9 protein-coding genes and 4 tRNA genes are annotated in these 11,985 nt (G+C 69.8%); 4 read left to right on the top strand and 9 right to left on the bottom strand.

Features of this window, described 5'->3' with window-relative positions; all coding sequences use genetic code 11:
- Positions 1-24: 24 nt before the first annotated feature.
- Together ACH4F2_RS20520 and ACH4F2_RS20515 are read right to left on the bottom strand one after the other, a co-directional pair.
- Positions 25-276: a DUF3073 domain-containing protein gene (locus tag ACH4F2_RS20520; protein ID WP_398134132.1), complete on the bottom strand. Its 252-nt coding sequence runs from the start codon at positions 274-276 to the stop codon at positions 25-27.
- Between the two features lie 400 nt (positions 277-676).
- Positions 677-1,771, bottom strand: coding sequence for a Leu/Phe/Val dehydrogenase (locus ACH4F2_RS20515; RefSeq protein WP_398134131.1), 1,095 nt, complete (start codon positions 1,769-1,771; stop codon positions 677-679).
- Between the two features lie 250 nt (positions 1,772-2,021).
- On the opposite strand from ACH4F2_RS20515, the gene ACH4F2_RS20510 reads away from it, so the two are divergent.
- Positions 2,022-2,873 carry a hypothetical protein gene (locus tag ACH4F2_RS20510; RefSeq protein ID WP_398134130.1) on the top strand — a complete coding sequence of 284 codons (852 nt, stop codon included), beginning with the start codon at positions 2,022-2,024 and terminating at the stop codon, positions 2,871-2,873.
- Positions 2,874-3,405: 532 nt separating this feature from the next.
- Positions 3,406-3,612, top strand: coding sequence for a developmental transcriptional regulator BldC (bldC, locus tag ACH4F2_RS20505; RefSeq protein WP_003949541.1), 207 nt, complete (start codon positions 3,406-3,408; stop codon positions 3,610-3,612).
- Positions 3,613-4,042: 430 nt separating this feature from the next.
- Here the strand turns inward: bldC and ACH4F2_RS20500 are convergent, their stop codons facing one another.
- From ACH4F2_RS20500 to ACH4F2_RS20470, 7 genes are all read right to left on the bottom strand, one after another.
- Complete coding sequence (locus tag ACH4F2_RS20500) at positions 4,043-4,237, bottom strand: DUF6274 family protein (RefSeq protein WP_398134129.1); 195 nt, start codon at positions 4,235-4,237, stop codon at positions 4,043-4,045.
- Positions 4,238-4,563: 326 nt separating this feature from the next.
- Positions 4,564-4,638, bottom strand: a tRNA-Asp gene (locus ACH4F2_RS20495).
- 93 nt (positions 4,639-4,731) lie between these two features.
- Complete coding sequence (gene hrpA, locus ACH4F2_RS20490) at positions 4,732-8,676, bottom strand: ATP-dependent RNA helicase HrpA (RefSeq protein ID WP_398134128.1); 3,945 nt, start codon at positions 8,674-8,676, stop codon at positions 4,732-4,734.
- Positions 8,677-8,793: 117 nt separating this feature from the next.
- A tRNA-Phe gene (locus tag ACH4F2_RS20485) sits at positions 8,794-8,867 on the bottom strand.
- A gap of 24 nt (positions 8,868-8,891) precedes the next feature.
- Positions 8,892-8,966 (bottom strand) — tRNA-Asp (locus ACH4F2_RS20480).
- A 36-nt stretch (positions 8,967-9,002) separates the two neighbouring features.
- A tRNA-Glu gene (locus ACH4F2_RS20475) sits at positions 9,003-9,075 on the bottom strand.
- Between the two features lie 81 nt (positions 9,076-9,156).
- Positions 9,157-10,791 (bottom strand): metallophosphoesterase, encoded by a 1,635-nt coding sequence (locus tag ACH4F2_RS20470; RefSeq protein WP_398134127.1) that lies wholly within the window; start codon positions 10,789-10,791, stop codon positions 9,157-9,159.
- A 144-nt stretch (positions 10,792-10,935) separates the two neighbouring features.
- On the opposite strand from ACH4F2_RS20470, the gene ACH4F2_RS20465 reads away from it, so the two are divergent.
- Together ACH4F2_RS20465 and ACH4F2_RS20460 are read left to right on the top strand one after the other, a co-directional pair.
- Complete coding sequence (locus tag ACH4F2_RS20465; protein ID WP_398134126.1) at positions 10,936-11,286, top strand: metallopeptidase family protein; 351 nt, start codon at positions 10,936-10,938, stop codon at positions 11,284-11,286.
- Positions 11,287-11,383: 97 nt separating this feature from the next.
- The gene (locus ACH4F2_RS20460) at positions 11,384-11,938 is read left to right on the top strand and encodes a hypothetical protein (RefSeq protein ID WP_398134125.1); all 555 of its coding nucleotides are present in this window, start codon (positions 11,384-11,386) and stop codon (positions 11,936-11,938) included.
- Positions 11,939-11,985 lie beyond the last annotated feature (47 nt).

Genomic DNA, 11,985 nt, shown 5'->3' with positions numbered 1-11,985 from the left:
ACCGGGTGAGTGTTAAGTGCAGGGTCAAGCGCCGCGTCGCTGTTGCGGGGACTGGCCGTCCTCGTCCTGGTCGTCGTCCTCATAGAGGTCGGCGTACCGTGCGTACACGTCATCGTCCTGCTCATCGTCCTCGAATTGCTCGCCGTTAGGCGGTTGCGGATTCGACGGCGATGCGCCCAGCTCCTCGGCCAGGCGGGAGAGATCAGTCCCACCGCTGTTGTACTTCAGCTGGCGGGCGACCTTCGTCTGCTTGGCCTTGGCCCGGCCGCGCCCCATGGCTCGACCCCCTCAACGACGGGGCTCGACGGCCCCAGAGTCTTGACACGCGTTCATGGTCCGGAACGGGCTCTCCGTGGAGAGACCGGTCCGTAGGGCTTCCACGGTACCTGAGCCCACGCCCATACGGTACGTCGCCCGTAGGACGTGGCCACGCCCAGAACCTGCGAGGTGCCCCGTCCTCGCTGGTCAACGGCGATTTTAACCACCTTTCGACGCTCGACCCGCCGGGATAAGTGAGAGTTCTCTCCAACTGCCCTCCGGCGGGTACCGCTCAAACATTCGATGACCCTTCCCCGAACAGGCGCGGGATCACCGCCTGATCGCCGTCGGATCGCCACCGGATCATCGTGGGACCGCGGCCGGGTCGCGGCCGGGTCGCCGTCCGACCGGCGTGCGCTCAGCGCCGGGTACGTGCCTCCGCCATCCGCTGCTCGGCGATCCGGTCGGCCGCGGCGGCCGGCGGAATACCGTCCTCCTTCGCACGTGCGAATATGGCCAGCGTGGTGTCGTAGATCTTCGCGGCCTTCGCCTTGCACCGGTCGAAGTCGAAGCCGTGCAGCTCGTCGGCGACCTGGATGACACCGCCGGCGTTCACCACGTAATCCGGCGCGTAGAGGATCCCGCGGTCGGCGAGGTCCTTCTCCACGCCCGGGTGGGCGAGCTGGTTGTTGGCCGCGCCGCACACCACCTTGGCGGTCAGCACCGGCACGGTGTCGTCGTTCAGCGCGCCGCCGAGCGCGCAGGGCGCGTAGACGTCCAGGTTCTCCACCCGGATCAGCGCGTCGGTGTCGGCGACGGCGACCACCGACGGGTGCCGTTCGGTGATGCCCCGCACGACGTCCTTGCGCACGTCCGTGATGACGACGTGGGCACCCTCGGCGAGCAGGTGCTCGACCAGGTGGTGGCCGACCTTGCCGACGCCGGCGATGCCGACGGTGCGGTCGCGCAGCGTCGGGTCGCCCCACAGGTGCTGGGCGGCGGCCCGCATGCCCTGGTAGACGCCGAAGGAGGTCAGCACGGAGGAGTCGCCCGCGCCGCCGTTCTCGGGGGAGCGACCGGTCGTCCAGCGGCACTCGCGCGCCACGACGTCCATGTCGGCGACGTACGTACCGACGTCGCAGGCCGTGACGTACCGGCCGCCGAGCGAGGCCACGCACCGGCCGTAGGCGAGGAGCAGCTCCTCGCTCTTGATCTGCTCCGGATCACCGATGATCACGGCCTTGCCGCCGCCGTGCTCGAGACCGGCCATGGCGTTCTTGTACGACATCCCGCGCGCGAGGTTCAACGCGTCGGCGACGGCCTCCGCCTCGCTCGCGTACGGGTAGAAGCGCGTACCGCCGAGCGCGGGGCCCAGGTCGGTGGAGTGGATGGCGATGACGGCCTTGAGACCGCTGGCACGGTCCTGGCAGAGCACGACTTGCTCATGACCCCCCTGGTCCGACTGGAACAGGGTGTGCAGTACATCAGCAGGTGCGCCGGTTACGTCGGTCACGGTGGTGACTCCTGTGTAGGTGCGGCGAGTGAGGACGGTCCCCGTCGGGGTCCCCCCGCGCTTGTGGCAGAGGGGGAGGGTGGCGGGAACTTTGGCATGAGATTAGAGCCTGGGGCTGCCCGCCCGCCGCACAGTGCTCAGGATCACCTCCGCACGGAGTACGCAGGTGCGACGATTGGCAGGGATTCCCGCGCGCCCGTGCTCGGTTCCCGCAGGTTTTCGCCGCGGTGTGCGGGGGAGGGAGCATGGCGTGCCCAAGGTGTCCTCGGTGATCGTCCCCTACGCGGCGTACCTGCGCGTGTACGAGCCGCTGGCCGCCTTCCCGGAGCCGGAGCGGGGCCACTGGACCCGCTACGCCCGCCGCCCCGACCTGCCCTCCTACCAGGACGAACTCCGCCGCTCCCTGACCGACCTGCTGCCCACCCCGCCCGTGGCGGTGCCGGTGCACGAGAGCGGGGACGCCTTCGTGACCGAGGTCGACGGCGTCGTCTGCGTCTGCCCCTGGCGGACCCGGCTGCGCGGCTGGCAGGCCCTGGGGGAACTGGCCGAGGACTTCCCGGAGCCGGTGCTGGACGCCCTGCTCCCGCCGGTCGTACGCCGCCAGTCCGCCCAGGACTACGAGCGCTGGCTGGAGCGCAACCCCGACGCCCGTCCCTGGATCCGCACCGCGACCTGGCAGGTGCCGATCAACTGGTTCGTGCTGGTCTCCGACGCGGAGCGGGAGTACGACAAGGGAAGCGACGGCGAGGGGGCGGCCGCACCGGTGCTGCGCTACCGGACGCCGATGGCGCAGGCCCGCAGGCGGGTGGCCCGGGGCCTGCGGGCCCTGAAGGAGGCCATGGACGAGGGGCCGCTCATCGACGGCCTGGTCGACGTCGGGCGCTGGCTGGAGGAGTTCCACCCGCGCTCGCTGGTGGAGCTCGACTACGGCGGGCTCGTGCACGCCGTGCCGGCCGGCGAGTTGGAGGACGACCACTCCGCGGCCGATGTGGCCGAGGGCATCGAGGCGCTGCGCCACGGCGACGGGGTCACGGCGGGGGCCGCGTACGGGCGGCTCGTGGAGCGCTGGCGGGCGGTGCGGGACCGGCGGTCGGCGAACTGACGTTTGACGTACCGCCCGATGTGAGGTTTGGTCTTCCGGTCCGACACCCGTCCGGTGTGGGCTGATGTCCTGTCAAGAAGGGACGTAGGTCCCGATCCGGGCGTATGTGTCAAGCGTGACGGACCGCACGTACAGCACTCTTGCGCCGCTTCCCCCTCCTCGTGCCAAAATAGGACAAGGAGCCCGGGGAGGGCTCCTTCCGTCCTGCCGTGGTGCACTGTGGGTGGAATCTCGGCATTGCACGCTTTGGGGGGTCTGATGACTGCTGATCGTCCTGTGACTGATCGTCACAGTGGCGTGACTGTCCGCTATGGCATGGTCCATCGGCTTCCGTCGCTGATGAACACCTGGGAGGGCAATTCCATCGGTTTGGCCGACGCGGCTGGACAGATGGTGTAGTTGTAGTGCCGAGGACAAGCCGTTCGTCCTATAACCGACTCGACTCGCGTCCGCCATTTCGGGCAACGCGGGTCAAGGTGCAGAATTTAGAGGAAAGAACCGAGAAGGTTCGGTTCTCCCGAGGAGGCCGCTCATGACCGCTCGCACCCCTGATGCCGAGCCGCTGCTGACCCCGGCTGAGGTCGCCACCATGTTCCGCGTCGACCCGAAGACGGTCACGCGCTGGGCGAAGGCCGGCAAGCTCACGTCGATCCGCACGCTCGGCGGGCATCGCCGCTACCGCGAAGCCGAGGTCCGCGCTCTGCTCGCGGGCATTCCGCAGCAGCGCAGCGAGGCCTGAACAACTGAATAACCGGGCAAAACGGTAGATCCCCCAATCTGCCGAGGTGCTCGGAACCACAGCTTCGAACGACGCCGTTCCTGCCCCAACAGGGGTGCGTCGTGGATCGCGCTGGACTCCGCCGGGTCCAGCGCGATCTTTTTGTGTCCGATCCTGTGCCGGCCGGTGAGCTGCCGGCGGCTCCTGTGAGCGGCCTTGTCGGAGTCTGGGGAGGGGTGTCGGATCGGCTGTGCGTGGACTGCGGAGGGCAGTGCAATTGCACATATTAAATTGACTAGTTGTAGGGGAGCCGTAAGTGCCACGGTTTCAAAAACTCATGCGGTGACACCCGTCACACGGCGTGGAGCTTGTTGGCTCCGACGCATGTGCGTTATGGGGAGGCGAGGGCTCCAGCAGGTCGGCGAGGCAAGGGTGTTGGGACCGGCGGACCTCACGCGGTGGATGCGCTCCCGTCTCCGGCGCCCTCTTGACGGCCCGTAGGAGACTGCGGGGCGGGTGAGTCCAGCGCCAGCCGCAGCAGCCGGTGGCAGATCGGACAGTGGCGCGTCAGATGGCCGTACGACGACGCGGCCGAGAGATGCGCGCGGAGCAGGGCCCGCGTCTCGTGCCTGACCGATGCCGCCATACGCCGCCTCCAGGGGCCACACGGGGAACGTGCCCTGTCTTTGGAGTACCGAGCGAATGTGACGCCGTCAAGGCCGCCAGAAGGCCGCTGAGCGCTTTTGGGGGAGGAGGGGAGGGATGTGCGGAGGGAGTGCGGGAACGAGGCCCGCGCCGAGCCTGCGGGAGGCGTACGGGGGAGAGCCGTGCAGCGGCCGAAGCGGGAGGCGTGCGGGAGGAGCCCCGCACGGGCCGGGAGCGGGAGGCGTTCAGGAGAAGCCCCGCAGAGGCCGGGACGGGAGGGGCACGAAAAAGAGACCCGCACCGGTGACGGTGCGGGTCTCTTCTCTGCGGTCCTGACGGGATTTGAACCCGCGGCCTCCACCTTGACAGGGTGGCGAGCACTCCAAACTGCTCCACAGGACCAGGTTTTGCCGCGCTTTCTTGCGTTGCGCTGCGAGAAGAGACTCTACAGGAGGGCGAGCCCCCGGGTCGAACTCACCCTCCGTGCGGGCCCCGTCACGGCGCGAGCGCGTCGATGGCCTTCACGATCCGCTTGTCGGAGACGGGGTACGCCGTGCCCAGCGCGTGCGCGAAATAGCTGACCCGGAGTTCCTCGATCATCCAGCGGACGTCCAGGACCTGCCGCGGGACCGGCCGGCCCTGCGGCATCTGCTCCAGCAGCCACGCGTACTCGTCCCGCATCTCGTGGACCTTCTCCATCCGGGACGTGTCCCGCTGGACGCCGGTCGGCATCTGCTGGAGCCGCCGGTCGGCGGCGACCAGATAGCGCATCAGGTCCGGCAGCCGCCCGATCCCCGCCTCCGTGACGAATCCCGGCTTCACCAGCGCGTCCAACTGCCCGCGCACGTCCTGGAGGTTCGCCAGCAGCGCGGGGCTCCGCACGGCCTTCAGGCGGCGCTCACAGGCCTGCCAGGCGGCCAGTACCTGCTGCACCTGGCCCACCGTGCGGACGGTCGTGTCGACGATCTCCGCGCGGACCTTGTCGTAGAGCTTCCGGTACGACTCCTCGTCCCACGCCGGCCCGCCGAAGTCCGCGATCAGCCGGTCCGCCGCCGCCGTCGCGCAGTCGTCGAACAGGGCCTGGACGGACCCGTGCGGATTCGCCGACAGGCCCAGCTTCTGCTGGTTCGTCAGCTTTTCGGACGCGAACTTCGCGGGGTTGACCGGGATGTTGCGCAGGATCAGCCGGCGCGTGCCCTTCCACATCGCCTGCGCCTGCTCGGCCTCGGTGTCGAAGAGGCGTACGGAGACCGTGTCGCCGTCGTCGACCAGCGCCGGATAGGCCTTCACCGGCTGGCCGGCCCGGCGCGTCTCGAAGACACGGGACAGCGTGCCGATCGTCCAGTCCGTCAGCCCGGCACGTTCCAGGGACTCGCCGCCACTGCGCTCGGCGGTGGCCGCCGCGGCCTGGGAAAGGGCCTTGCGCGCCTTCGGCCTCAGCCGGAGCTTCAGGACTTCCAGGTCCTTGTCCTCGGCCAGCTTGCGGCGCCGCTCGTCGACGATCCGGAAAGTGATCTTGAGGTGGTCGGGGACCTTGGCCCAGTCGAAGTCCTCGGCGTCGAACGGCACTCCCACCATGCGCTTCAGCTCCCGCGCCATGGTCACCGTCAACGGCTCCTGAAGAGGCACGGCCCGTTCCAGGAACGCCTGCGCGTAGTTCGGCGCCGGTACGTAGTTGCGGCGGATCGGCTTGGGCAGGGAACGGATCAGCTCCGTGACGACCTGCTCCCGCAGCCCCGGGATCTGCCAGTCGAAGCCCTCGTCCGTGACCTGGTTGAGTACCTGGAGCGGCACGTGGACGGTCACGCCGTCGGCGTCCGCGCCCGGCTCGAACTGGTAGGTCACGCGGAACTTCAGCGGCCCCTGACGCCAGGAGTCCGGATAGTCGTCCTTGGTGACCGCCCCCGCCTTCTCGTTGATGAGCATCTCGCGCTCGAAGTCGAGGAAGTCGGGCTGCTCGTGCCGCTTGTGCTTCCACCACGAGTCGAAGTGCGCACCCGAGACGACGTGTTCGGGCACCCGCTGGTCGTAGAAGTCGAACAGCGTCTCGTCGTCGACCAGGATGTCCCGGCGCCGCGCGCGGTGCTCCAGCTCCTCGACCTCGGTCAGCAGCCGGCGGTTGTCCGCGAAGAACTTGTGGTGCGTACGCCAGTCACCCTCGACCAGGGCGTTGCGGATGAACAGCTCGCGGCTGACCTCCGGGTCGATCCGCCCGTAGTTCACCTTGCGCTGGGCCACGATCGGCACGCCGTACAGCGTGACCTTCTCGTACGCCATCACGGCCGCCTGGTCCTTCTCCCAGTGCGGTTCGCTGTACGTCCGCTTGAGGAGGTGCCCGGCGAGCGGCTCCACCCACTCCGGTTCGATCTTCGCGTTGACGCGGGCCCAGAGGCGGGAGGTCTCCACCAGCTCGGCGGACATCACGAAGCGCGGGGGTTTCTTGAAGAGCGCCGAACCGGGGAAGATCGCGAACTTGGCGCTGCGCGCGCCCAGGTACTCGTTCTTCGCGCCCTCCTTCACGTCCTTCATGCCGACGTGGGACAGGAGCCCGGCCAGCAGCGAGACGTGCACGCGGTCGTCCGGAGCGTCCTCATCGTTGAGATGGATGCCCATCTGCCTGGCGACCGTGCGCAGCTGCGTGTAGATGTCCTGCCACTCACGGATGCGCAGGAAGTTCAGGTACTCCTGTTTGCACATCCGGCGGAAGGACGAAGAGCCCCGCTCCTTCTGCTGCTCGCGCACGTACCGCCAGAGGTTGAGGAACGCGAGGAAGTCGCTGGTCTCGTCCTTGAAGCGGGCGTGCTGCTGGTCCGCCTGGGCCTGCTTGTCCGCCGGGCGCTCCCGCGGGTCCTGGATGGACAGCGCCGCCGCTATGACCATGACCTCGCGGACGCAGCCGTTCTTGTCGGCCTCCAGGACCATCCGCGCCAGCCGCGGGTCGACGGGCAGCTGGGCCAGTTTGCGCCCGGTGTCGGTGAGCCGCTTGCGTGCGTCCTTCTGCGCCGGGTCCAGCGCGCCCAGTTCCTGCAGGAGCTGCACACCGTCGCGGATGTTGCGGTGGTCCGGCGGGTCGATGAAGGGGAACTTCTCGATGTCGCCGAGGCCGGCCGCGGTCATCTGCAGGATGACGGAGGCGAGGTTCGTACGGAGGATCTCGGCGTCCGTGAACTCCGGCCGCGCGGTGAAGTCGTCCTCGGAGTACAGCCGGATGCAGATACCGTCGCTGGTCCGCCCGCAGCGGCCCTTGCGCTGGTTGGCGCTGGCCTGCGAGATCGGCTCGATCGGCAGCCGCTGCACCTTGGTGCGGTGGCTGTAGCGCGAGATCCGGGCGAAGCCGGGGTCGATGACGTACTTGATGCCCGGGACGGTGAGGGAGGTCTCGGCGACGTTGGTCGCCAGCACGATCCTCCGTCCGGTGTGCTGCTGGAAGACGCGGTGCTGCTCGGCGTGCGAGAGCCGGGCGTACAGCGGCAGCACCTCGGTGAACCTGTACTTCTTCTTCTCCAGCGCGTCCGCGGTGTCCCGGATCTCCCGTTCACCGGAGAGGAAGACGAGGATGTCGCCCTTGCCCTCCCCCATCAGCTCCTCGACGGCGTCGGTGATCGCGGTGATCTGGTCCCGGTCGGCGTCGTCCCCGTCCTCTTCGAGGAGCGGCCGGTAGCGCACCTCCACGGGATACGTCCGCCCGCTGACCTCGATGATCGGGGCGTCGCCGAAGTGCCGGGAGAAGCGCTCGGGATCGATGGTCGCCGACGTGATGACGACCTTGAGGTCCGGCCGCTTCGGCAGCAGCTGGGCGAGGTAGCCCAGCAGAAAGTCGATGTTGAGGGACCGCTCGTGGGCCTCGTCGATGATGATCGTGTCGTAGGCGCGCAGCTCGCGGTCGGTCTGGATCTCGGCGAGCAGGATGCCGTCCGTCATCAGCTTGATGAAGGTGGCGTCCGGGTTCACCTGGTCGGTGAACCGCACCTTCCAGCCGACGGCCTCACCGAGCGGGGTGTCCAGCTCGTCCGCCACCCGCTCGGCGACGGTACGCGCGGCGATCCGGCGGGGCTGGGTGTGCCCGATCATGCCGCGGACACCACGGCCCAGCTCGACACAGATCTTCGGGATCTGGGTGGTCTTCCCGGATCCCGTCTCACCGGCGACGATGACGACCTGGTGATCACGGATGGCCTCCGCGATCACGTCCTTCTTCTGGCTGACGGGCAGCTGCTCGGGGTAGCTGACGGCGGGCACACGAGCCCGGCGCTCACCGATGCGCTGCTCGGCCTTGGCCACCTCCGCCTCGATCTCGGCGAGGACGGCGGCACGGGCCTCCGGCTTACGGATCTTCCGCGCACCCTCGAGCCTCCGACCGAGCCGGTGCGAGTCGCGCAGGGACAGCTCGGTCAGCCGGGGTGCGAGGGCGCCGAGGGCGGGGGCGGGGTGCGTAGACATACGGACTCCAGGATCTCATCCCCGCGAATTTCGTGGCGAACGATTTCCGTCCGGTCGCATCGACCGTCTCCAGCGCAACACAAAACCCCCGTCGATGATCTCGACGGGGGTTGAATGTGGCTGGGGCCGGGGTCGAACCGGCGACCTTCCGATTTTCAGTCGGACGCTCGTACCAACTGAGCTACCCAGCCGCGAGGTTTCACGTGAAACCTCAGCGGTCCTGACGGGATTTGAACCCGCGGCCTCCACCTTGACAGGGTGGCGAGCACTCCAAACTGCTCCACAGGACCAAGCTTGTGTACGACAGTGTCGCACACTGTACTGCGTGCCCCCAACGGGATTCGAACCCGTGCTACCGCCTTGAAAGGGCGGCGTCCTAGGCCGCTAGACGATGAGGGCTATCGGCCCGCCTGGGCGCTTCTCAGCGCGTCGGGGACGTGAGAAGCATATGGGATGGCGGTGGGTATCGCCAAAACGGTTTTACGGAGGGCTGGGGGACGGGCCGGCCGGTGTGGTGCCCGTGGGGTCCGCACCGGTGGGGGAGGGGCTGGTGCCCGTCGGGGACGGGGTCGCGCCCGGCTGGTTCTCCCTGGGCAGGTGGCGGCTGACCTCCGCCGTCGTCAGGCCCAGGCCGCCCAGCTTGATCTCGTCCCAGGCCTGGAGGCGACGGCTGTCCCGGTCGAAGTAGAGGATCGACGCCTGGATCGGGTCGGGGTACTCGCCCTCGACCGCGCGCAGGCCGCTGCCGCCGGTGGAGCCCTCGATGCGCAGGCGGGTGCCGTACTTCATGACCTCCATGTCCTCGTGATGGACGTGACCCGCGAGCACCAGCGGCACCGCGCCGTCCACCTCGCGGGCCGCCGACGGCTCGTGGGCGATGGCGACGTCCACGGGGGTACCGGCCGCGCTCTGGTCGCGCAGGGCGGAGGCCAGCCGGGCGCCGGCCAGTTCCTGGGAGGCCTCGGCACCGTCCGGCTCGGAGCGGTCGGGCGTGAACTGTGGGTCCCCGATGCCGGCGAAGCGCAGGCCCGCGACGGTCCGGGCCCGGCCGTCGTCCAGGACGTGCACGTTCTTCAGGCCCTCCAGGTAATCCTGGGTGACGCGGGAGTCGTGGTTGCCGCGGACCCAGACGTACGGGGCGCCGAGGTCCTCGATGGGGTCGAGGAAGCCGTTCTCCGCCGCGGTGCCGTGGTCCATCGTGTCGCCGGAGTCGACGATCACGTTCACCTTGTACTGCTCCACCAGCGAGGCGATGATCTTCCAGCTCGCCGGGTTCAGATGGATGTCCGACACGTGCAGGACGCGGAGCGTGGTCGGGTCGGGCTGGTAGGCGGGGAGCGTCGAGGTGACGTCGTAGAGCTTGGTCACGTTCGTGACCAGGCGTGCCAGCTCCTTCTGGTAGACGTCGAACTCGGTCACGATGCTGCGTGCGTTGCCGACGAGGGAGGGCGCGGAGGAGAGCAGGCCGGAGAACTTCGGTTCCAGGACGGAGTCGGGGTTCCAGGTCGCGTATGCGGTGCCGCCGGACGCGACCAGGAGGGTGAGGGCGAGGCCGCCGGCCGCGAGGGCCCGCCGGGGGCGGCGGTAGACGGCGAGGCCGAGGGCGGTGGCGCCGGTGACGACGGCGACGCAGGAGCGGACGGCCAGGTCGAGGGTGCCGTGTTCGACGTCCTGCGCGACCTCGTCCTGGAGGCCGGAGAGGCGTTCGGGGTGGTCGACGAGGGCCTGGGCGCGGGCGGGGTCGAGCTGGTCCACGTTGACGTCGAGGCGGACCGGGGCGACGTGGCTGTCGAGCTGGAGGGCGCCGAGCGGTGAGACGTTGATCTTCGTGCCGCCGGCGACGGACGGGCGCAGGGTCATCGTCGTGTTCATGGGGCCGACCGGGACGCGGACGTCGCCCACGACGAGCAGGCCCAGCCAGGCGCCGAGCAGGACGACGGTGACGAGACCGGCGGCGCGGGTCCAGGGGCGTGACCGGGGGGCGAGTTCGACCGCCGTGGAGGTCCGGCGGGCGCGGTGGCGGTGGGTGAGGGCGCGTGAGGCGTTGCGAAGGGGGCGGATGGGGTTCATCACCTCGGCCAGGACGTGCAGGGCTGCGGCGGGGACGCGGGCCATTGGTCCCGTATGCCCAGGGCCCGGGGCGGGTATGCGGGCGGCGGCCTCCGGCTGCCGGACGGTGGTGGTGACGCAGTGCGGGACGCGGCGGGCGCGTGCGGGACGGCTGTGTCGTACTCCACGGTCGTACCCGACAATGGGCCTGTGCTGGAGATGACGCGCGAGGAGTTCGAGGAACTGGTCGCCGAGGCCCTGGACCGTATCCCGCCGGAGCTGACGCGGCTGATGGACAACGTCGCGGTGTTCGTCGAGGACGAACCCCCGTCGGACGATCCCGAGCTGCTCGGGCTGTACGAGGGGACGCCGCTCACCGAGCGCGGCGAGTGGTACGCGGGCGTGCTGCCGGACCGGATCACCATCTACCGGGGGCCGACGCTGCGGTTCTGCGAGACGCGCGAGGACGTCGTCGCGGAGACCGAGGTGACGGTGGTCCACGAGATCGCACACCACTTCGGGATCGACGACGCGCGGCTGCACGCCCTCGGGTACGGGTGAGGGTCCCGCGTCAAGGTCCGCGTCGCGCGGCGCGTGTCCTCTTGTGGGTGACGGGAGTTGGGCACGGTGACTCCTTGACCCCCGGAGGTGGCCGCCCGTGCGCCCCTTGTACGTACCCGTCCGTCTGGCCGTCACGGCCGTGGCCGTCGCCGCCGTCGCCGGCTGCATGAGCGTCGGCGACGACGTGTCCGACGGGAGCGTCAAGCCGTCGCACTCCGCCGGTGAGCGGGGCGGCGAGGTGTCCGGGGGCGGCCCCGCGGTGTCGGGCAGCGCCGGGTACGGCGCGGCGGCGGCCGACGAGGGGCGGGGGCGGGAGAAGGGGAAGAAGGGCAAGGGCGACGACGGCAGGGGCAAGGGCCGGAGCAAGGGCGAGGCCGGGAAGGGCGAGGACACCTCCCTCTCGGCGCCGCCGCCCGCCCGCCCGGACGGGACCCCGCCGGGGACGGGCGGGGACGACGCGCCGGCGCCCACCCGGACGCCGCCCGCGGAGCCCACCCGGACGGTCGAGCCGCAGCCGACCCCGACCGACGAGCCGCCCGCCACCCCGACGCCGGAGCCGACGGTGGCGGAGCCCTCCTCGTCGGCGCACGAGCCTCCGGGGACGCAGCTGGCGCACCGGGAGCCGGCCCCTGAGGCGGGGGTGCCGGTGTAGGGCGGAGGGGCGGGGCGCGCCGGTGCACACGGAGGGGTGGGGCGGGA

This window comes from Streptomyces sp. NPDC017890 (assembly GCF_044328675.1).
Lineage (GTDB): Bacteria > Actinomycetota > Actinomycetes > Streptomycetales > Streptomycetaceae > Streptomyces.
Note: the sequence above shows the minus strand (reverse complement) of the source record. Positions and strands in the feature narration are given on the sequence as shown.

Excerpts from the sequence above, each read along its gene's own strand:
- ACH4F2_RS20520 (WP_398134132.1), bottom strand. The coding sequence starts at position 276 with ATGGGGCGCGGCCGGGCCAAGGCCAAGCAGACGAAGGTCGCCCGCCAG.
- hrpA (WP_398134128.1), bottom strand. The coding sequence starts at position 8,676 with ATGTCTACGCACCCCGCCCCCGCCCTCGGCGCCCTCGCACCCCGGCTG.
- ACH4F2_RS20500 (WP_398134129.1), bottom strand. The coding sequence starts at position 4,237 with ATGGCGGCATCGGTCAGGCACGAGACGCGGGCCCTGCTCCGCGCGCAT.
- ACH4F2_RS20470 (WP_398134127.1), bottom strand. The coding sequence starts at position 10,791 with ATGGCCCGCGTCCCCGCCGCAGCCCTGCACGTCCTGGCCGAGGTGATG.
- bldC (WP_003949541.1), top strand. The coding sequence starts at position 3,406 with ATGACCGCTCGCACCCCTGATGCCGAGCCGCTGCTGACCCCGGCTGAG.